Source organism: Rhodococcus sp. H-CA8f (genome assembly GCF_002501585.1).
Taxonomy (GTDB): domain Bacteria; phylum Actinomycetota; class Actinomycetes; order Mycobacteriales; family Mycobacteriaceae; genus Rhodococcus_F; species Rhodococcus_F erythropolis.
This window is the reverse complement of sequence record NZ_CP023720.1, coordinates 455,544-474,783: the sequence shown is the minus strand read 5'-3', so window position 1 is coordinate 474,783 and position 19,240 is coordinate 455,544. Positions and strand designations below refer to the sequence as shown.

Genomic DNA, 19,240 nt, shown 5'->3' with positions numbered 1-19,240 from the left:
CGGGTCAGCTGACGACGCCGTAGGCGCCCTCGCCGACCAGGCTCGCAATTCGATATTTCTGAATCTTGCCCGAGCCGGTCAGAGGAAATGCTTCTGCACTGAACCACTCCTTGGGTGCTTTGTGGCGTGCCAGTCGCTCGGTGCAGAACTCGACCAGTTCGGCTGCGGTCGGCTGGTCGGACTCGTCTTTCCACCTGATGACGGCAACCACCCGCTCGCCCCACACCTCGTCGGGCACACCCACGACCGCCACATCGAGGATCTTCGGATGCGTGAAGATCACGGACTCGACCTCTCGCGGATAGATGTTCTCCCCGCCGCGGATGATCATGTCCTTGAGCCGGCCAGTCACCCGGACGTATCCACGGTGATCCATCGTCCCCAAGTCGCCGGTATGCAACCAACCGTCCTTGTCCACGGTGGCGGCCGAAGCCTCCGGGTTGCGGAAGTATTCGGTCATGACGAGGTACCCGCGCGCGCAGATCTCACCTTGTTCGCCGAGTGGCACGCTGTCCCCGGTCACCACGTCGGAAATCTTCACCTCGACCTGCGGCAACGCGAGACCGACCGTCTCCGATTTGTCTTCGGGGGTGTCGGCGGGGCTGGTCTGCGTGATCACGGGGCTCGCCTCGGTTTGTCCGTAGACGATGCTGAACCCCGCACCGAAGGCCGACTCCACCGTGCTCACGAGTTCGGGCGGGACCGACGACCCACCCGACACGACCACCGAACAGGTCGAGAAATCGCGGCTCGCGAAGCTGGCGTCGTTGATCATCGCGATCAGCATCGTCGGAACTCCACTGACCACATCCGCGCGAAAGCGTTCCGCCGCATCGAGAACCGCAGTCGGGTCGAAATACTGGATCAGACCGATGGACATTCTTCGCTGCGCAGCACCGAGAACCAGGATGCCGCACCCGGCAGTGTGAAACAGCGGCATCGCCGACACCACCGAACCCTGTTCGGGGAATTGACCTCTCCGACTGACGAAATCGGCATTATTGACCAGTCCTCGGTGATGCAGCAGCGCACCTTTGGGAACTCCAGTGGTTCCCGACGTGTACTGGATCTGCGCATTGTCGTCAGGAGAGACTTCCGGCAGTGCGCCCCGTTCGCCCGCCCAACCTCGAACCTGACGATCCCAGTCCTCGAAGTTCACTGCCAGAACTTCTGCTCCCGCAATCGAAATCGCCTCGGATGCCACCGCCGCCATGTCACCGCCGCGAAACTTTCCGGTGTGGAACAACCCGCGGGACTGGGACTGCGACAAGACGTACGCCAACTCCTCGGCGCCCAACGCCGGATTGGCAGTCACCAGAACCATTCCGGCGAGCGCGGCGCCGTACTGCAGAATCATCCACTCCGGAATGTTCGGAGCCCAGACCGTTATCCGGTCGCCGCGGTCGAACTGCGACAAGAGGTAGTGCGCGCACCCCTCCGCTTCACCCAGGAGTTCCGCAAAGGTCCAGGTGCGATCCGTCTCGGAGGCACCGGACAACGAATGCGATTGCGTCGGAACCACTTCTCGGATTGCAATCAGGTTCGGCGAGTCCGCGGCGCACTCTCGGAGCAACCCGCCGACCGTTTGTTCCACTATCGGGTCCGACACGTCCGCGGGGAAGTACGACGTTTCGAGAACACTGCTCATCTCACATCCACTTTCTATCGTGAAGGGGTGTCGGATTCGGGGAGCGGCCCGCCTCCGTCTGGAATCTTGCGGCCGGAATCGCGGTACTGCACCGCGGCGTGAAATCCGTCGCGTTCGGCAAAATCCTTGAACCAGCGCCCTTCCGGCGAGTGACGCGTAATTCCGTCGAACAGGGTTGCCAGCACCTGGGTGCCCTGCAACCCCATGTTGTCGTACGCCTGATTGATCATCATCTTCTGCATTGCCAATTGATTGAGCGGGACACCGGCGATGCGATCCGCCAACGCCTCCACCGCAGCGTCCAGTTCGTCGGCCGGCACCGATTCGAGCGCCAATCCCCAATCGGCGGCGGTGACACCGTCAATGGTGTCTCCCGTCAACAACATTCGCTTGGCGCGTTGCGCCCCGAGGCGGTACACCCACATAGCTGTGGTCGGGCAACCCCAGACGCGAGCAGGCGGGTATCCGATGCGGGCGTCGTCAGCCATGATCAGCATGTCGCAGGACAGCGCAATATCGCTTCCGCCTGCGACTGCATGACCCTGAACTTTGCAGATGGTCGGCTTGAGCGATCGCCAGAGGGTGAAGAAGTCGTCGGTGTTCTGCTTCATGCCCCGAAAGTCCTTGATGGGGTCCCACACCGGGCCTTGATTCCACTTTCCGTCGAGATCTCCTTCGGCGAACTTCTTGAGGTCGTACCCGGCGCAAAACGCCTTGCCTGCGCCTTGCAAGATGATCACGCGAACGTCGTCGTCGTCATTGGCCGCCGCAACTGCATTTCGGATGTCCGACGGCATCCGATCGTCGATTGCGTTGAGCCGATCGGGGCGGTTCAGGGTGATGTACGCCTTACCACCAGAGGTCTCGTATTTCAGGGTCGCAAAATCTGTCATCATCGGTCCTGTCGATCGAGCGCATTTCGAACGAAACGAGTTGCGCTAGTTCTGGGTGAGCAGCAGGCGAACGACGCCCGCCCATTGACTGATCGAACGACGCGCAGAGGCATCGCTCTTGTGTACCGCCCGGGACAACGCCAAACCACGGAGCATCAGCACGGTTAGATCTGCAATTTGCGAATAGTTCTCGGAAGCAACAATTTCAGGCCCGAACGCGTCATGGACAACTCGCTGCAAATCCCGCCCGGCGACGCGCTCCGATTCGCGGAGAACCTCCGCCAACACCGGATCCGTCCGAGCCGCCGACCACAGTTCGAGTTCCGCTTGGAACGGCGGCTGAGTCAACGCCGAATACAAAGCGGAGATCGAGTTCTCGATCGTATCCACCGACGGGTCTTGTCGAGACATCGCCGACCTCACCGCCGCCTCGTTCCGCACGACGATGTTCGACACCAACGCGGCAGTGAGCTCCTGCATATTCGGAAAGTGGTGCAGGAGAGCGCCCCGACTGACTCCGGCAGCCGTTTGAACCGACTGCGTCGTCAACGACGAATACCCGTCCGCTATCAGTAAATCCGTTGCCGCATCGAGAATCCGGTGGCGCGTGGCTTCGCGCTGCGCGTCACGCAGGGTCACGGTCACACCTCCAGTCTCTCGAGTGGCATGGCTCACAGTTTCACAGTCCATTCAGACTGTCAACGGTTGAAGACCTCCGGCGTACCCTCGATCCACCGGACCTCGGACTGATCGGAGCAACAAGTGAGGACCTCACCGCCGACCGTCTCGCTGACGCTCGATCAACTTGCCTCACGCGCCGCTTCACTGATCACCGACAACGGCCGATACATCCTCGGCATCGCGGGAGCCCCTGGAGCCGGGAAATCGACGGCTTCACAGGCAATTGCGCAGAAACTGGACTCACTGTGCACCGTCGTCGAGATGGACGGCTTTCACCTTGCCAATCGGGAACTCGACCGACTCGGCAGGCGTGGACAAAAAGGCGCTCCGGAAACTTTCGACGCCGACGGATACGCGGCGCTTCTACACCGCCTCCGATCGGCAGACTCCATTGTGTACGCGCCCGTCTTCGATCGCGAGATCGACGAATCAATCGGCAGCGCAACCGCTGTCGAGCCTCGAACGCCGTTGATCGTCACCGAGGGAAACTACCTCCTCCTACCAAACGGCAGCTGGCCACAAGTACGAGCGGCGATCGACACCGTCTGGTACCTCGAGGTTCCGGAGGCGACACGCACGCAGCGGTTGGTGAAACGCCACAGCCGCTTCGGGAGGAGTTCCGAAGCGGCCGCGGACTGGGTGAGACGGGTGGATCAACCGAACGCCGACGTAATCGCAGCGGCCAGGTCACGTGCGGATCTGATCGTGGAGATCCGCACGTGACTGCCGAAGTTCGGCAGTTCCCCACACCCACCCGCCATCCAACTGAACGGCGAAGACTACGGTAGTTTGGATTAAAAACCCTGGTCAAGTCGATTTCTATCTCCATACATACGTACGTATGAATCCTCCTTCGACCATCATCCTCGGGCAACAAACTCTACCGCTGGTCGCCGCCGTCAGTCTGTCTCCTCAGTGAAACTCGACAGTTGCGCAGCAAACAGATTCAGTACGTTTGCGGTTATTCGTTCGGTGAAAGGATCCCGGTGAATCAGTCCACTGACCCACTCGGTCGTCCCGGCATTGAAAACGGTTCCGAGACCGCGCTGATGTGTCGCCACCATTCCCGAACCGTATTCGAACTCGCGCAGATGCTCGGGGAGTTCTCTCCCATAGGCACTTTCGAAGATTCCCGACAACTCGGCGAAGGGCGCACCAATCGGAACGGTGCCGTTCCAGTTGTCCCGTGACCCCGAAACTGCCGGCGCCATTGCGATGATTTCCAGATCCTCTGGTGCACCGTCGACACCGGTGGCGTACGGCAGACCCTTCCTGAACGTGTAGTCCGCACCGTCCATTGCGAAGGCAGCAATACAGACCGGCGCGATTCCGAAGTTATCACCGTAATACAGGTCGGTTCCGTTCAATGCCCAATGGTCGGGCCGGTATACGGTAAAGCCGCCGGATGACCTCGGAGTTGTTGCGCCGTAACGGTTGTACACCCCCGCCATCGCGGTCAAACCCATCGTCCACGCGCCCGGCCGATCAATCTCGGGGGAATCCCATGCCGTGGTGACGCGGGTGGGGTCTACTTCTCGTATGGGATCGTCGAAGGGGTTCTTGTAACAAATCTGCGCGTCACCTTCGATGCGTACCTGCCACAGGAAGTTCCCGCCGAATCGCGCCAGGCCGCCTCCTCCTTCGACAAATGCGTCGAGACGATCACGCATTTCCCACGACCAGTACTCGTCGTGACCGACGACGACTGCACACGAATATCCGCGCAGCGCTGAAGGATCCTCATGTAGGTCGTGCTGGGTGATGTGGTGTACGAGAAACGCTTGCTCCTCCGCCCACACCGTGAACGGGCGTTCGTACGTCGCCCAGAATGCGTCGGCGTGATGGCGCGAGTATCCGTTCACCCAGGCCCATTCGTACGGCGGGTGCCGCGGAACCCATCCGATTCCCGGCATATCGGTGTGAATGTTTCGCACTGCACCTTCGGGTTTGCGCAACATCCCGCGCGCGATGGGACGCTGCGTCGACGAAATCGGTGTCGCCACGTCGCCGAAACCGTCCGGGGCACCACGGAAATTGTTGGCTCCGCCCCAGTCGTTGTAAGCCAACATCGTGCTCGTGGTGTGGATGAGGACCATGTCAGCGTGCTCGGGTTCACGTGCCTTGACAATGAAGAAGCCCTCACGTTCGACGACCACACCTTCGTGGCGCATTCGAACCAGGATCAGGTACATCCCCGAAGCCCAATTCGGTGCAACGGTGAAGGCAACGGATTCCGACCAATCACACCCGGTCGCATAGGCGTCGTCGGGCGTCGACTGTTGTTTGCCTGGTAGCCCGATGTACTTGACGATGCTCTGTGGGCGCGCGCCGTCACGGACCACCTCGATGTTCTATTCGTCAGCGGTGGTGTGCACGCGCACCGAGACGGTATCGCCGGCGAAGTAGGAGAACTTGTCTGCGTAGACCCAGATCTCGGGTGCTCCCGGAATCATTCCCGGCCGTTCGACCAAACCACCAGTGGCCGACCACGCGGCAGCAGCACCCGCGCGACGTGGACGGGTTTTCTCTCTCATGGGTAACTCCGTGGATCGTCGTATTTAGGCGCATGGACTGGGAATGAGGGTGCCCGAGGTCGACCGAATTTCACTCGAAGTTGTCCCGGTGTTCTAAGAGAGTGCCGAAACGTTTCGGCATAGTCAATAGCTTTGATGAAACGATTCGGCGCAATTTCTTCGACTGAACAATCGTCCGCCAGGTTCCCCCTGCCGAAACGATTGGGCGTTACTCTTGAGTAGAAACCGCCCAGCAACTAGAGGACGCGACCCCGATGATCACGCCGAACGTCCCGACGCTTCGCGATGTCGCGACAGCCGCCGGCGTCGCCGTGTCCACAGTTTCCTACGCACTCAACGGCAAGGGCAGAGTCGACTCTGCCACCCGGGCGCGTGTTCAAGAGGTTGCGGATCGCTTGGGTTACCGAGCCAATCGGTCGGCACAAAACCTTCGCTCGGGTCGAACCGCCACCCTCGGGTTGATGCTCCCGGCCCCGGACGAGCCTTCCTCGGCCGAGTGCCTCAACTTCGACTGGTACGGCCGTGTGGCGACCGCCGCCACACAGGCAGCGTTCCACGCCGATCACTCACTCCTGTTGTTGCCGTCGATGAAAGACCCGAACGGACTGCGTCGCATCGAGATGGACGGTGTGATCGTCGTCGACCCGATGATGCACGACCCTCGCGTCGACATCTTGAAGAAACTCGGAATACCTTCTGTCGTAGTGGGTCCCGGCAACCCTGAGCAATTCGGATGGAGTATTTCGCCGGATCTCTTCGCCACGACCGAAACGCTCTTGAACCACCTCACCGAACAGGGCGCAACGGATATCCTTGTCCTCAATCCCGGAATGGATTCGGCATGGACTCGCGCAACGACCATCGCTTACCTCGAATGGTGCCGCATCCACGGCGTGTCGCCCCGAGCCACCGACGACCTGGCGTCGTTCGAGGGCGTCAATTCCGTCGAACAACTCGTCTCCGCGGCATACGCGGCGACTCACAAAGCACTGACATCCGAGAATCCCCCTGACGCGATTCTCTCGGTCATCCTCGGTTGCGCCCCCGCCGCTGCACGAGCGGCGCTCGATCTCGGCCTGTCAATTCCCGGAAGTATCTTGATCGCCCAGGACAGTGACGAGCCCGCTCTACTGATCTCCGATCCCCCGATCACCGCCGTCGACTTCTTCCCCGAAGAACAAGCAGCTTTGGCGGTGGATGCACTGCTCGCCCTGATCGACGGTGACGAACCCTCTGCGCCGACCCACACGCGTAGCGAACTACGCATACGAGCAAGCACGGCGCATTCGCTCACCCCATGAATTCACTCGGCACCGATAGACTGATTTCCTGACAATCGTCCGTCGCAGACCGAGAGGAATCAAGCCATCGCGCACCGCTCCCGCGACCGCTTGGCCAGGTACCTCGCCGTAGCGCTCGTCTGCATCTTCACGCTCGTGATCTCGGTCGCCAGCGCCTCCGGTCTCGACCGCGATGTCCCTGCGGTACGCATCGCTTACGCTGCTGCCGCAGATACTTTCGGCGATCTGTATCTTCCACCCGGATCGGACGGCGACCTGCCAGTCGTCGTATTGATCCACGGCGGCGGCTGGGCGCAGAAGAGCAATCTGGAGTACGCGGGTGCGTGGGCAAAAACGCTGACCCCCTACGGAATTGCGGTCTGGAACATCGAATACAGACGTATAGGTGGGCAGGGCGGTTGGCCGACTACTCTCTCCGATACCGTTGCGGCGACCAACGCGCTTGCCGGCATCGTTCAGGAAAAGGCCTCCGGGCGACTGGATTTGGGTCGCGTGCACATCGCCGGATACTCCGCGGGCGGACAACTGGCCGCGTGGGTCGCGTCGCGACCACAACAGGACACGGATGCTCCCGCGCCTGACCTCACCGTGCCGATTCGTTCGGCGACGATCATGGCCGGCGTCTTCGACATGACACTCGCCGCAACCGCGGGCAAAGATCGATTTGTTCGAAATCTTCTGGGCGGCATGCCGGTCGATCACCCTGACCGTTACCGCATCGCGTCACCGATCGAACATCTCCCCACCGGGCTCCCCGTCACGGCGATCCACGGACTCGGCGACAAGGTCGTGTCGGTCGAACAGAGCCGGCGCTATGCCCGTGCCGCACGAGCAGCAGGCGACGTGGTCGATCTGATCGAACTACCCGGCGTCGGCCACGGCGACTTCGGAAACCCGACAACCAACGCCTGGGCTATCACCAAGCAAGCAATAATCGATCACGTAAACACTCCTTGAGCAGGTGAAACCGCCTACTGTGAGCATGATCGCCCGCAAAAGGATTAGCTGAAACCAACTCCATGACGTACGGTGGGGTTATCAGAGGGCAGCCGTCAGTCAGGCAGCCGGTCGCTTCGCCCGGAACGACAGTTCCAATATTCGTTCCAGGGGCAGACTTCCAGTTCGGTGCAAATCCGCGCCTTTGATCACTACGCACTTTCATCAGTCCCGCAGATTGTTGACCAGGCCGAAGGCTCCGACAGAGTCCGCCGCCAATCGCGTACCGACTGCACCAGTATCAACATGCGCTACACACCGCACGGGCCCAAAACCCATGTGGTTCAAAGGAATACCTTGTACAACACCATGATTCACCCCGACGACACGAACAACCAGACGAACAGTGTCCCGACAAACGGACTACGGATCCCGACTACTTCGGGCCGTCTCCGCGAACGGGCTCTCGAAATTGTCTGCACGCTTTACCGCTGCAGCACCGACGAAGCCGCCGACCTGCTGGTACGACATTCTCAGACCAACAACCTCAAGGTCACCAGCCTGATCAAGGCGCTTGTCGCCTTGATCGACGAGGACACCTCCGGCACCGGCTACGGAAGCAACAACGCTCTGGCGTCTCACTTCTGGCTTCGCGAGATCAGGAATCTCAGCCAGGCCCACCGACGCAGCGATCACTTTCACCGCCATCTCGTCGGCGCGTAACAGTCGCTGAACGACAACTGACCTGAAACGACAGCTGGGGCAGTACACGGAAATCGTGTACTGCCCCAGCTTCGTGTTTTCAGTTGTCAGGCGGAAGCTGATTCTCGGCAGTCAGGCGGAAGCCGATTCTCGGCAGTCAGGCGGAGGCCGATTCCTTGTTGAGGTCCTGCCGCACACCGTCGGTATCCGTCGCCTCGTCCACATGCTGCGGAGCGAAGAGCAGGCAGACGATGCTCAGGATGCACATGCCGATCAGCAGTGCGATGACCGGCCAGATGCTGCCGGTTGCCTTGTACATCAGCGTCGAGACCAGCGGAGACAATCCGCCGAAGATCGCGCCGGCACCCTGGTACGCCAACGAGATGCTCGTGTAGCGCGCCTGCGGCTTGAACATCTGCGAGAGAACGGCGGCGATCGGACCATACGTGGCAGCAAGCACCAGTCGCATGACCGCAAACGTCAGGAAGATCAGGAACACGGATCCGGACTTCAGCACCAGGAACTGCGGCGCTGCGAGTATTGCGACCGCAGCAAGACCCCAGGTGACCACGCGGACGCGCCCCACCTTGTCGCCGAGCCACGCCACGCCCAGGGTCGCGATCAACTCGACCACTGCAGCGACACTGAGCGCGTTGAGGATCAGCGTCTCCGACAAGCCGACGTCGGGGTCGGTCGCGTATGCCGTGATGAAGGTCGTCACGAGGTAGTAGCCGCCGACTGCGACCGGCAAAATGCCGATGCCCAGGATGATCGGACGCCAGTTGGTCACCAGCGCGTACTTGAGCGGCAGCATCTCCGGGACGTCCGCGGACTTCACCTCGGACTCGAAGACCGGGGACTCCTCGACCTTCAAGCGAACGACCAAGCCGACCAGAATCAGCAGTGCCGAGCAGAGGAACGGCAGACGCCAGGCCCACTCGCGCAGAGCGTCGTCGCCGAAGGTGGAGAGAATGCTGAAGAAACCGGTGGCAAGAAGGGCGCCGGCCGGGTTGCCCAGCTGAGCGAATCCGCCGTAGAAGGTCTTCTTGTCCTCGGGAGCATGCTCGACGGCCATCAGGACTGCGCCACCCCATTCGCCGCCAACGGCGAAGCCCTGGACGAAGCGGAGCACGACCAGCAGCAGCGGCGCCCAGAACCCGATCGACGCGTACGTGGGCAACATGCCGATGAGGAATGTTCCTGCACCCATCAGCGTCAGGGTGACAACAAGGGCGGTGCGTCGGCCCATCTTGTCACCGACATGGCCGAACACGATTCCACCAAGGGGGCGGGCGAAAAACCCGACGGCGTACGTCGCGAACGCCGCCGCAACGCCGGTCAGGCGATCGGTTCCGGGCGGGAAGAAGATGTCACCGAACACCAGGGCGGCTGCCGTGGCATAGACGTAGAAGTCGTACCACTCGATGGTTGTACCGACGAAGGCTGCAAATCCCGCCTTGCGGGCCTTCACGATCTGTTGCTCTCGGTTCATTACTTTTCCTCGGTGGTCGAAGTGCTCGACAATAGGTGGTTATAACCTGAATGTGCGAGTTCGCCGTCGATCCAGGTCTCCCGGACCTCGATCTGCGCAATCGCGTCGGCCGGAACCTCGAGGAGATCCGCGCCCAGAATCACGAAGTCGGCCCGCTTGCCGACCGAGATGCTGCCAAGTTCCGCTTCACGACCCAGCGCACGCGCGCCGTTGAGCGTGTGAGCCTGCAGTGCCTGGTCGGCGGAGATGCGGAGTGCATCGGAGCCGAGCTGATGGCCCTGACGTGTCACACGAGTGACGGCTGCCTGAATTGCCTCGAGCGGCTTGGGCTCTGCGACCGGGGCGTCGGAGCTGATGGTCACGGGAACCTCGGCAGCGATGAACTCCCCGAGCGGGTTGAACCGCTCACCCGGAGTGCCGATCGCCGCGGTGACGCCCTCGCCCCAGTTGTAGTAGTGCTGCGGCTGGTTCACCGGGTAGACACCGGCCAGGTTCATCCGGGCGATCTGCTCGGCCGTCGGGAGTCCGCAGTGCTCGATGCGGTGACGCGCGTCGGCGTCGGGGTGAGCCTTCTGCGCTGCTTCGATGGCGTCGAGCACCATGTCGATGGCGGTCGGCGACTGTGCGTGCGTGGCGGTCTGCAGACCCACGGAGTGTGCCTTGGCAATGAGCTCCGAGTAGTCCGCCGGCTCATGGTAGAGCTGCCCGGTGCGGCACGGGTCGCCCACGTAGCCGTCGGGGAAGTATGCGGTCCAGCCGCCGAGAGTGCCGTCGGCGTAGAACTTGATGCCGCCGAACGCGAGCCGCGAATTGCCGAAGGCGCCATGCATTCCCGTGTCGATGACGTGATCAAGGAGATGGCTGAGCATGTACATGCTGACACGCGTCTTGAGCTGATCCTGCTCGGCCAGACGCAGGTACATGTCGAATTCACGACGCGTCACCTGGCAGTCGCCGATGGTGGTGACGCCGCCGGCCAGGAACTTGTCCTGAGCGACCGACAGCTGGCGAAGGTGCTCTTCCGGCTCGTCCTCGAGATGGAAGTTGGGTCCGTGATGGCCGACCTTCACACCGTTGACACCGGTGAGGATGTTGCACGCGGCGTCGGACAGCTCGCCCGTCAACTCGCCGTCTGCGTCTCGGAAGAACTCGCCACCGGCCGGGTTCTCAGTGCTCGCATCGATGCCGTGCTTGTCGAAAGTGAAGGAGTTGACGACGCCGCCGTGACCGCTCGCGTTCATGAGGTAGACCTCGCGATCAGTGGCCACCTGATCGAGCTCTTCCTTGAGCGGATGACGCCCTTCGATCAGGTTGCGGTGCTCATAGCCGTATCCGCGAATCGGGACACCTGCAGGAGCTGTGAGTGCCGCTTCCTGAAGCAGGGCAATGATTCCGGGAATCGAGTGCGCCTTCTCCGGCCCGCAGTCCACCCAGCTGAGCATCTGTCCGTACATCAACGGGTGTGCGTGCGGATCGACGAATCCGGGGACGACGGTGGCGCCGTCGAGTTCGACCACCGCGGTCGTGCGAGTGCTCAGGCGTCGCGCCTCCGTGCGGCATTCCTCGAGTGTCCCCACCGCGGCAAAGCGGTTTCCGAACACCAGGAACGCTTCGGCTCCCGCCGTGCTGTCGTCAACGGTGTGGATCTTGGCGCCGGTGAAGATCGTGGCGGTGGCGTCGAGCGGCGAGGCTTCGTGCGTGTGCAACTTGCGCATGGTGGTCCTTCGTCGAGATGGTGGTGCAGGTCACTGCGTGTTGAGCGAAAACTACGCCCTGACCTGGAGCTATGCAATGCATCAAAGTTTCAGACCAGGTGGTACACAACTTTTTTGTACAAGTTTCCGAGCATTTCTGCACTTATCCACATCATCTATGCCCACATGCGACTGTTCTAATAGGAAGCTCATACAGAAAAATCTCTGGAAAAGTTGGGGCATCCATGACGGTCGATCTCGATTCCAAGCTCATCGCTGCTCTTCAACGCAATGGGCGAGCGACGTACCGCGAACTGTCCGTGGCGGTCGATGCCCCACGCGCGGCAGTGTCCACCAGGGTGCAGGCACTACTCGACTCGGGAACGGTGTCCGTGGTTGCCGTCGCACACCCCGAACTTCTCGGCCTGAAGGCACTCGCACACGTGTCGATCGCCGTGTCCGGACCGATGACCCCGGTACTGGACGCGTTGATCGGATCCGAGGCTGCGGTCTACATCTCGGCAGTCAGCGGGCAGTACAACGTGATCGCAGAACTTCGGGTGCCCAGCCACGACGATCTGTACCGCGCCATCGCCGAACTCCGCTCACAGCGTGGCGTCAGATCCGTGAGCACGCTGGTCTACGTCGACGTCATCAAGGGAATCTTCATGCCCGAGACCGCTTTACAAGCCGACATCCGACTCGATTCGACTGACGTCACCTTGATCGAACTGCTCGAACGCAACGGGCGCATGCCATTTCTCGAGCTGGCCGAACACACCGGCCTGTCGCCGAGCGCTGTGCGCAATCGCGTCAATCACCTGATCGCGAGCACGGCACTGCGCGTCGGCGCTGTCGTCAAGCGGCGAGGTGGTGGCCGGACGCTGGCGATGGGCATCGGCGTCAATCTGGGCTCACGGGACGACAACGCGGTATCGGAGATCGAGTCCCTGCCCGGAATCGAATTCCTCGCGCGGACCCTCGGACGGTACGACGTGATCGCGACGGTCGCCGCCAACTCGTCCAACGACCTCCATGCCCTGTCCGAGCGAATCCGGGGCATCGACGGTGTCAGCGGCTTGGAATCGTGGGCGCATCTCGAGGTTTTCAAGGAGCACTACGCCCGCAGCCTGGACGTACGCGGATAATTCCCAAGTCATTGACCCACTCGTGAGAGCACGCTAACCTCGGACAAAGTCATTGACTCACTTACCCGAGGTGGCACACATGTCCGACTCCGGACGCAAGGTAGACATCGTCGCTGCGGCGATCGAGGACGCGATATCGACCGGCCGATGGCCCGTCGGATCGAAACTCCCGCCGGAGACCGCACTGGTCGAGGAATTGGGAGTCGCCCGAAACACCATGCGCGAAGCGGTACGGGCGCTTGCACACGCCGGAGTTCTGTCCGTTCGTCACGGTGGCGGCGTGTACGTCATGGCGGCGTCGCCGGTCGAAGGACTACTCGGGCGCAGGCTCGCCAGAGGTGACGTTCTCGACGTACTGAGCCTGCGACGCGGACTCGAGGTCGAAGCCGCGCGACTTGCAGCGCAGCGCCACACCCCCGAAGATCTCGCGCGGATACATGCAGCCTGGAATGCCCACCCCGGTCACGTCGGCGGCTTCACTGTCGAAGCCGGCATGGCCCTGCACCTTTCGATCGTCGAGGCGTCCCACAATTCCGCACTGATCGACGTCTACCGGGGAGTCCTTGCCGCCGTGACGGATTCGCTGTCCGCCGTCAGTGTCGGTCCAGGTTTCCACGTCGACGAGCACCGACCCTTGATCGCAGCCATCGAGGAACGCAACCCCGACGAAGCAGCGCGCGCGGCGGGCGCAGCGCTCGATACGGTCATCGACGCAGTCGAAAGGAGCTTGGCGTGAATCAGGGAAACTGGAACGGTACGACGTATTCGCCTCTTGCCGAGCAACTCTCACCGGCATCGACGGAGGCACTGCGCTCGATCGGGCATGTGAGCACGGTGTACGACGTCTGCGCCGGAACCGGGAACTTTGCGCTCCCGGCGGCTCAGTCAGGCATGACGGTCCACGCACTCGACCTCTCCGCCAGCCAGCTCGAGGTCGCACGCGAACGCTGGATTCCCCACCCCGGCACTACCCAACCCACCTTCACGATCGGCGATGCGCAGTCTTTACCCTGGCCGAATTCGAGTGCCGACGCCTGCGTCAGCATCTTCGGGATCATCTTCTGCCCCGACCCCTCGATTGCCCTCGCAGAGATGATGCGGGTGACCCGGCCAGGCGGAAAGATCTGCGTCGCAACGTGGTCGGAGAACGGGTGGGCAGCAGCACTCCGCCGGGAGGCCGCCTCGGCGTGGAATGGCTTCACACCACTACCGACGACATGGTCGAGCTCGAGCGAATTCGAGAAGGCAGCAGCCGGATTGGAGTCGGTGAGCTCGGCCTCCCACCTGCTCGAGTGGCAACTACCAGCCGGATCGGATCCCGTCGAGGAACTGTGCGACCAGGCACCGGCGTTGAAGAACTTTCGCGAGGCCGTTCGAAGCACAGGGAATTGGGCTTCGATGTCAGCGCACCTCCGCTCGACGCTCGAGCCCTATCTCAGGTCGAGCGCGGCCGGCCCCGTCGCCACCAGCGAATACATCCTCCACGTTGGCCCTGTCCCGAACTCTGACACCGCGCTCTTCCGAACGCGCGGGTAACCCTCTTGGCCGGATACGGTCTCTTCACCGTCCACCGACCCGAAGAGGCCCGCTCGATGTCCGAATCGAACTCCCTGCCCGAATTGAAGCAAGCGTCGCAGCAAGCATCGAAACAAACGTTGTCCATGACCGTCCTCATGACGCCGGACATGTCCAATTTCTCGGGCAACGTTCACGGCGGAACGATTCTGAAGTTTCTCGACCAGGTCGCCTATGCGTGCGCGAGTCGATACGCCCAGACGTACGTCGTGACCCTGTCGGTGGATCGTGTGGTGTTCCGCGAACCGGTGCATGTCGGAGAACTCGTCACGTTCAGCGCTTCGGTCAATTACACCGGGCGCACCTCGATGGAAATCGGAATACGCGTCGAAACCGAAGACATTCTTCTCGGAAAATCTCGACACACCAATAGTTGCTACTTCACGATGGTCGCAATGGGCAGCGACGGAAAACCGGCCGAGGTACCCCAACTCCGGCCGACCGGAACAATCGCGAGGCAGCGATTCGAGGCCGGTCGTCGGCGTCGTGAACTGCGCAGAGAGAACGAGCTTCGTGAACAGTCCATCCGGGCCGCGGTTCGGGACTTAACGCCCGAACACGATGACTAAATCCAGTCAAATTTAAGTTATAACCTTATGCATTAAACTGATCGAGTGACTTCGAAGGCACGGGAAAACTATGACGTTGTGATTGTCGGCGCGAGCATCGCAGGATGCGCGGCCGCAATCATGTACGCCCAGCAAGGTCTGCGGATAGCGCTTCTCGACGCTCGCTCCGACATCCGGGCGCACAAAGTCCTGTGCACTCACCACCTACAACCCTGCGGTGCCCCGATCTTGCAACGACTCGGCGCCACGGAAAAACTGCTCGCCCTGGGAATGGTGGAAACCGTTCCGAAATTCTGGACCCCGTGGGGAATGATCACCCCTGATGCTGCAGAGAACTCACCGCCGCCTGGATTCAACGTCCGAAGGGAAACTCTCGACCCCCTCCTGCGCCAACTCGCGAACGACTACCAGAACGTCGACCTTCTTCTCGGACATCGTGTTTCCGGACTACTGACCAAGAAAGGCACTACTGCAGGCGTCTACGGCACCGAACAGGGTTCGGCCTTCACTGTCGAAGCACGATTGACCGTCGGAGCAGACGGCAAGGATTCGACCGTCGCACGATCCGCGCGTTGCGACTCGGTGAGTGCGTCCAACGGGCGCTTCAGCTACTTCGCTCAACTCTCCGGACTCGAACGACCCGACGGAGAATCTTCATTGTCGTGGTTCATGGATCCCGACGTCGCCTATCTGCTCCCCAACGACGGCGGAATCAGCGTGCTGGTCGTCTTCCCTGCCCTCGACAAGCTCGGCCCGTTCACTGACGACCTGTCTACTGCTTTCCTCGCGTACGCCAACGCATTACCCGGCGCTCCGCCAGTTCGCCGAGAGCACATCATCGGGAAGATCGTTGGTACCAAACACTTCTCCACAATCCTCACCGACCCGGTAGGTAACGGGTTCGCACTCATCGGCGATGCCGCGGCAACCAACGACCCGTTATGGGGCATCGGATGCTCGTGGGCACTGGAGACCGCTCAGATGCTGGTCGACGCGACCGCCCAAATGCTGACGGAGACGACGTCACACACACTCGACTCGCATCGGAACGTGAACGCTGCCTTGGCCGAATACCGCAGTGCCAGAGAGAGTATGACGAAACACATCGATTACATGAGCGGTTACGCCGGTGGGCGAAAGTTCACCGCGATCGAACGTCTGCTCATCTCCGCGGCCACACATGACCACGACGAAGCCCAAAGGTTCTACTTGTTCGGTTCCCGGTTGATACCCGCCGAGCAGTATCTCTCGACTCGCTCGGTCGCGCGGGCAGCACAAAAACATCTCAGACACCGTCTGCGTCGTAGATCTGTGGCCGGGACGTAATCTGCCAAGCGTTTTTTCGGCGCCGGCAACGGGGAACCCTCCGATCGCAACCGAGCCGGAGGAGCGACCATGCGTGCACACATCGCCATTCCGAGTGAATCGACTTGTCACAGGTACGTAGTCGCCGTCGCCAGCTCCACCTTCGCCGAATCGGTCATCTGGTGCGACGGCCCCGCGTTCGACGCAGTACTCGTTCTGGGCAGCGAGATTCCGCAGCACAGTGGCCACCGAGCCGTACTCGCCTGGAATCACTACTTCGGGTGGGCGCTCGGCGTGGAAACGACACCGGATACGTCGTTCGCCGTTGTCGAATGCCTCGGTATCGGGAGAATGCCGGACCCGGAACTGTGCGCCGACCGCGCTGTCGAGTTGATTGCCCAGGCGGGTCGTTAAGGAACTCGTCGCGCGGCGCGCAATCCAGCGGGCATAGGATCGAGCGCGAGTTTCGCACGCCCGACGAAAGAGAGCCCGACATGGACCCGGTGAACAGGCCTGCCGGTCAGCTGGCTCTCGAGAACGAACCGGACGGCAGGGCGACTTTGCGGGCGCGTCAGACGCCCCGCAGTGAGCGTCGCAAAATCGGGAAGGGCCTGCGCAAGCGAGTAGCACGATCGTCGCTTGGTGATTGGACGCCCCCGCCCAACCGACGCGATCCGGTCGATCAGGTCAACACGGCACACGAGGGAAGACTCGACTGGTTGGTTCCGATTCGTGTGGGACGCATGGTCGCTTCACCGTACGGTTTCCTGCGCGGTACCGCCGGCTTGATGGCAGAGGACATGGCGCAGCTCCCGTCCACCGGCATCACTCCCGTCATCTGCGGGGATGCGCACGTCGGAAACTTCGGGTTCTACGGGTCCCCGGAACGCGAACTTGTCATAGACCTCAACGATTTCGACGAAGCACATCCGGGCCCCTGGGAATGGGACCTGAGAAGGTTGGCTGCGAGCATCTGGGTGGCCGGGCGGCAGAACGGTCTCACCGAAGCTCAATGCGAAACAGCGACAACCTCGTGTGTGTCCGCATATCGCCTCCACTTGGCAAAGCTTTCCGAGCGTCCACTGTTCGATCGCTCCTTCGACCGGGTCGATCTCGACGGACTGACCGACCACGTCACTGATCCCGGGTTGCTGGCCGAGATCCGCCGCGCCGCGGAGCGGGCACGACGGCGTACGAGCGATCACGCGGTTCCTCGGTTCACTGTCGAGGATCACGGACGGCGCCAGTTGCTCGAGAACCCGCCGCTCACAACACGACTCACGCCGAAGGACACCGACTTCCTCCTGGAGGGTCTGGACGAGTATCTCGAAACCCTTGCACCACACTGGCGCCGAGTCGTCTCGGGATACAACGTCATCGACGTTGCGCACCGGGTTGTCGGAGTCGGAAGCGTCGCTCTGCGTGCGTATGTCGCCCTGTGTGAAGGGAGCATCCCGGACGACGTCATCTTCTTGCAGCTCAAGCAGGCTCGCCGATCCGTCGTTGCACCCTTCGTGCACGGTGACTCGGCCTGGCACGACCATCAAGGACGACGCGTCGCGGAATACCAGCAGGCTCTCCAGACAGTCAGTGATCCACTGCTCGGGTGGTGCACCGTGGACGACCGCCAGTACTACGTCCGTCAGTTCCGGAACATGAAAGGTTCTGTGGACCTGAACAATATCGATGCAGCAGCCTTGACCGATTATGTCGCGATCTGCGGTCGCCTACTGGCCAAGGGACATGCACGAACCAGTGGCGCGTCACTGATTTCCGGTTACCTGGGAACCTCGGACACGGTCGACACCGCCCTCACCCGGTTTGCTCGGCTCTACGCCGATCAAACCGAACGTGACCACGACGCTCTGTGCCGGGCGGTATCGGCCGGTACGATCGCCGCGGAGCCGGGAATCTGATCCCTCACGCCGCGACGATCCTGCCCTGCTCGAACTTCACTCCACCCCAGATTCCGGTCTGACCAGTGGCAGAGGCGAATTCACGACACGATTCCGCAATCGGGCACCTGTTGCACACGTCGGTCGCGTAGTCGTATCCCTCGGACGGAAAGGGAAACCAGCGGTCCGGCTCGGGGTCTCCTCGACATTCCGCCTGCCACCAGGTTGGGTCGTCCGAGATCGGCAGAAGCTCAGCCAGATTCGAGATTTCGTCAGCGCACATCACTTACTCCTTTGGACCGTCACGTCCGACTCAATTCACGCCAGATCTTCTGCTGCACTTTCTCGATGCGTCGAGGTGCCTTCGGTTCCCACAGCAGCCGCATGCCGGCCTCAGCCGGTGTGCGATCCGCTTTGCGCTGATTGCAGGAACTGCAGCACGCCACCAGATTCCCCCACGTGTTGGGCCCGTTGCGGCTTCGCGGCTGGACGTGGTCGATGGTCGTTGCTCTGGCGGCGCAGTACGCACATTGACGACCGTCCCGGTCGAAGATGCCGGCGAAGGTCGCTCGGCTGGAATCGGTGACCGTAACCCGGTGGGCAACATACACGTACTCGGCAAGCAGGATCGTCCGAGGCAGTGGGATCTCGACGTGCTTGGAGCGCACCGGAAATATCGGGATCACGTCTTCGGTGGACTGCGCAGAACCGGTGGCGATCAGGACGACCGCACGATCGGCGCTCACTTCACCGAGGTACTCGTACGTTGCGTTGAGTACCCGGACGGACCGGTTCATCCAACTGTGAGAAGCGGCGGTAGATGCGCGGTTCGGGTTCCGCATGAGACGTCTCAGTTCATGTCGAGGA

General features: G+C 61.6%; 20 protein-coding genes. 11 read left to right on the top strand and 9 right to left on the bottom strand.

The window, feature by feature from the left end; all coding sequences use genetic code 11:
- Window positions 1-4: 4 nt before the first annotated feature.
- The 3 genes from CPI83_RS02210 to CPI83_RS02200 are packed head-to-tail and all read right to left on the bottom strand — an operon-like array spanning window position 5 to window position 3,186.
- Window positions 5-1,648 carry an AMP-binding protein gene (locus CPI83_RS02210; RefSeq protein WP_092765536.1) on the bottom strand — a complete coding sequence of 548 codons (1,644 nt, stop codon included), beginning with the start codon at window positions 1,646-1,648 and terminating at the stop codon, window positions 5-7.
- A 14-nt stretch (window positions 1,649-1,662) separates the two neighbouring features.
- Window positions 1,663-2,544: a crotonase/enoyl-CoA hydratase family protein gene (locus tag CPI83_RS02205; protein WP_024487574.1), complete on the bottom strand. Its 882-nt coding sequence runs from the start codon at window positions 2,542-2,544 to the stop codon at window positions 1,663-1,665.
- Window positions 2,545-2,586: 42 nt separating this feature from the next.
- The gene (locus tag CPI83_RS02200) at window positions 2,587-3,186 is read right to left on the bottom strand and encodes a TetR/AcrR family transcriptional regulator (protein WP_021331692.1); all 600 of its coding nucleotides are present in this window, start codon (window positions 3,184-3,186) and stop codon (window positions 2,587-2,589) included.
- 117 nt (window positions 3,187-3,303) lie between these two features.
- Between CPI83_RS02200 and CPI83_RS02195 the strand changes: the two genes are divergently transcribed.
- Complete coding sequence (locus CPI83_RS02195) at window positions 3,304-3,945, top strand: nucleoside/nucleotide kinase family protein (RefSeq protein WP_020909520.1); 642 nt, start codon at window positions 3,304-3,306, stop codon at window positions 3,943-3,945.
- A gap of 176 nt (window positions 3,946-4,121) precedes the next feature.
- Here CPI83_RS02195 and CPI83_RS02190 read toward each other — a convergent pair whose 3' ends face one another.
- Together CPI83_RS02190 and CPI83_RS31125 are read right to left on the bottom strand one after the other, a co-directional pair.
- Window positions 4,122-5,564: a N,N-dimethylformamidase beta subunit family domain-containing protein gene (locus CPI83_RS02190; RefSeq protein WP_232816840.1), complete on the bottom strand. Its 1,443-nt coding sequence runs from the start codon at window positions 5,562-5,564 to the stop codon at window positions 4,122-4,124.
- 9 nt (window positions 5,565-5,573) lie between these two features.
- Window positions 5,574-5,756: a hypothetical protein gene (locus CPI83_RS31125; RefSeq protein ID WP_232816839.1), complete on the bottom strand. Its 183-nt coding sequence runs from the start codon at window positions 5,754-5,756 to the stop codon at window positions 5,574-5,576.
- 254 nt (window positions 5,757-6,010) lie between these two features.
- Here CPI83_RS31125 and CPI83_RS02185 point away from each other — a divergent pair, with 254 nt between their 5' ends.
- The 3 genes from CPI83_RS02185 (at window position 6,011) to CPI83_RS02175 (ending at window position 8,716) form a co-directional block, all read left to right on the top strand.
- A complete protein-coding gene (locus CPI83_RS02185; RefSeq protein WP_020971166.1) occupies window positions 6,011-7,057 on the top strand; it encodes a LacI family DNA-binding transcriptional regulator in 1,047 nt (348 codons plus the stop codon).
- Between the two features lie 90 nt (window positions 7,058-7,147).
- Window positions 7,148-8,014 (top strand): alpha/beta fold hydrolase, encoded by an 867-nt coding sequence (locus CPI83_RS02180; RefSeq protein WP_060937804.1) that lies wholly within the window; start codon window positions 7,148-7,150, stop codon window positions 8,012-8,014.
- Between the two features lie 336 nt (window positions 8,015-8,350).
- The gene (locus CPI83_RS02175) at window positions 8,351-8,716 is read left to right on the top strand and encodes an ANTAR domain-containing protein (protein WP_024487573.1); all 366 of its coding nucleotides are present in this window, start codon (window positions 8,351-8,353) and stop codon (window positions 8,714-8,716) included.
- A gap of 136 nt (window positions 8,717-8,852) precedes the next feature.
- Here the strand turns inward: CPI83_RS02175 and CPI83_RS02170 are convergent, their stop codons facing one another.
- Together CPI83_RS02170 and CPI83_RS02165 are read right to left on the bottom strand one after the other, a co-directional pair.
- Entirely contained in the window at window positions 8,853-10,187 is a 1,335-nt protein-coding gene (locus CPI83_RS02170) for an MFS transporter (RefSeq protein WP_092765533.1), read from the bottom strand.
- Window positions 10,187-11,902: an amidohydrolase gene (locus CPI83_RS02165; RefSeq protein WP_020909525.1), complete on the bottom strand. Its 1,716-nt coding sequence runs from the start codon at window positions 11,900-11,902 to the stop codon at window positions 10,187-10,189. The genes CPI83_RS02170 and CPI83_RS02165 overlap by 1 nt, the downstream gene beginning before the upstream one ends.
- Before the next feature lie 224 nt (window positions 11,903-12,126).
- On the opposite strand from CPI83_RS02165, the gene CPI83_RS02160 reads away from it, so the two are divergent.
- From CPI83_RS02160 to CPI83_RS02130, 7 genes are all read left to right on the top strand, one after another.
- On the top strand, window positions 12,127-13,029 hold the full coding sequence (locus CPI83_RS02160) for an Lrp/AsnC family transcriptional regulator (protein ID WP_046379499.1): 903 nt from the start codon (window positions 12,127-12,129) through the stop codon (window positions 13,027-13,029).
- A 79-nt stretch (window positions 13,030-13,108) separates the two neighbouring features.
- The gene (locus CPI83_RS02155; protein WP_069145391.1) at window positions 13,109-13,765 is read left to right on the top strand and encodes a FadR/GntR family transcriptional regulator; all 657 of its coding nucleotides are present in this window, start codon (window positions 13,109-13,111) and stop codon (window positions 13,763-13,765) included.
- Entirely contained in the window at window positions 13,762-14,565 is an 804-nt protein-coding gene (locus CPI83_RS02150; protein WP_097386697.1) for a class I SAM-dependent methyltransferase, read from the top strand. The genes CPI83_RS02155 and CPI83_RS02150 overlap by 4 nt, the downstream gene beginning before the upstream one ends.
- Before the next feature lie 125 nt (window positions 14,566-14,690).
- Complete coding sequence (locus tag CPI83_RS02145; RefSeq protein ID WP_029256546.1) at window positions 14,691-15,173, top strand: acyl-CoA thioesterase; 483 nt, start codon at window positions 14,691-14,693, stop codon at window positions 15,171-15,173.
- Window positions 15,174-15,218: 45 nt separating this feature from the next.
- Window positions 15,219-16,499 (top strand): NAD(P)/FAD-dependent oxidoreductase, encoded by a 1,281-nt coding sequence (locus CPI83_RS02140; protein ID WP_232816838.1) that lies wholly within the window; start codon window positions 15,219-15,221, stop codon window positions 16,497-16,499.
- Between the two features lie 69 nt (window positions 16,500-16,568).
- Window positions 16,569-16,892 (top strand): DUF6292 family protein, encoded by a 324-nt coding sequence (locus CPI83_RS02135; protein WP_097386695.1) that lies wholly within the window; start codon window positions 16,569-16,571, stop codon window positions 16,890-16,892.
- Between the two features lie 80 nt (window positions 16,893-16,972).
- Window positions 16,973-18,394 carry a DUF2252 domain-containing protein gene (locus tag CPI83_RS02130; RefSeq protein ID WP_021345906.1) on the top strand — a complete coding sequence of 474 codons (1,422 nt, stop codon included), beginning with the start codon at window positions 16,973-16,975 and terminating at the stop codon, window positions 18,392-18,394.
- Window positions 18,395-18,398: 4 nt separating this feature from the next.
- Here CPI83_RS02130 and CPI83_RS02125 read toward each other — a convergent pair whose 3' ends face one another.
- Both CPI83_RS02125 and CPI83_RS02120 read right to left on the bottom strand, forming a co-directional pair.
- Window positions 18,399-18,656, bottom strand: a complete 258-nt coding sequence (locus CPI83_RS02125) for a WhiB family transcriptional regulator (protein WP_042953210.1) — start codon at window positions 18,654-18,656, stop codon at window positions 18,399-18,401.
- Between the two features lie 19 nt (window positions 18,657-18,675).
- Window positions 18,676-19,215, bottom strand: coding sequence for an HNH endonuclease (locus tag CPI83_RS02120; protein ID WP_031333862.1), 540 nt, complete (start codon window positions 19,213-19,215; stop codon window positions 18,676-18,678).
- Window positions 19,216-19,240 lie beyond the last annotated feature (25 nt).

Excerpts from the sequence above, each read along its gene's own strand:
- CPI83_RS02120 (WP_031333862.1), bottom strand. The coding sequence starts at position 19,215 with ATGCGGAACCCGAACCGCGCATCTACCGCCGCTTCTCACAGTTGGATG.
- CPI83_RS02130 (WP_021345906.1), top strand. The coding sequence starts at position 16,973 with ATGGACCCGGTGAACAGGCCTGCCGGTCAGCTGGCTCTCGAGAACGAA.
- CPI83_RS02210 (WP_092765536.1), bottom strand. The coding sequence starts at position 1,648 with ATGAGCAGTGTTCTCGAAACGTCGTACTTCCCCGCGGACGTGTCGGAC.
- CPI83_RS02160 (WP_046379499.1), top strand. The coding sequence starts at position 12,127 with ATGACGGTCGATCTCGATTCCAAGCTCATCGCTGCTCTTCAACGCAAT.
- CPI83_RS02170 (WP_092765533.1), bottom strand. The coding sequence starts at position 10,187 with ATGAACCGAGAGCAACAGATCGTGAAGGCCCGCAAGGCGGGATTTGCA.
- CPI83_RS02185 (WP_020971166.1), top strand. The coding sequence starts at position 6,011 with ATGATCACGCCGAACGTCCCGACGCTTCGCGATGTCGCGACAGCCGCC.
- CPI83_RS02165 (WP_020909525.1), bottom strand. The coding sequence starts at position 11,902 with ATGCGCAAGTTGCACACGCACGAAGCCTCGCCGCTCGACGCCACCGCC.
- CPI83_RS02145 (WP_029256546.1), top strand. The coding sequence starts at position 14,691 with ATGACCGTCCTCATGACGCCGGACATGTCCAATTTCTCGGGCAACGTT.
- CPI83_RS02125 (WP_042953210.1), bottom strand. The coding sequence starts at position 18,656 with ATGTGCGCTGACGAAATCTCGAATCTGGCTGAGCTTCTGCCGATCTCG.
- CPI83_RS02155 (WP_069145391.1), top strand. The coding sequence starts at position 13,109 with ATGTCCGACTCCGGACGCAAGGTAGACATCGTCGCTGCGGCGATCGAG.
- CPI83_RS02135 (WP_097386695.1), top strand. The coding sequence starts at position 16,569 with ATGCGTGCACACATCGCCATTCCGAGTGAATCGACTTGTCACAGGTAC.
- CPI83_RS02205 (WP_024487574.1), bottom strand. The coding sequence starts at position 2,544 with ATGATGACAGATTTTGCGACCCTGAAATACGAGACCTCTGGTGGTAAG.
- CPI83_RS31125 (WP_232816839.1), bottom strand. The coding sequence starts at position 5,756 with ATGAGAGAGAAAACCCGTCCACGTCGCGCGGGTGCTGCTGCCGCGTGG.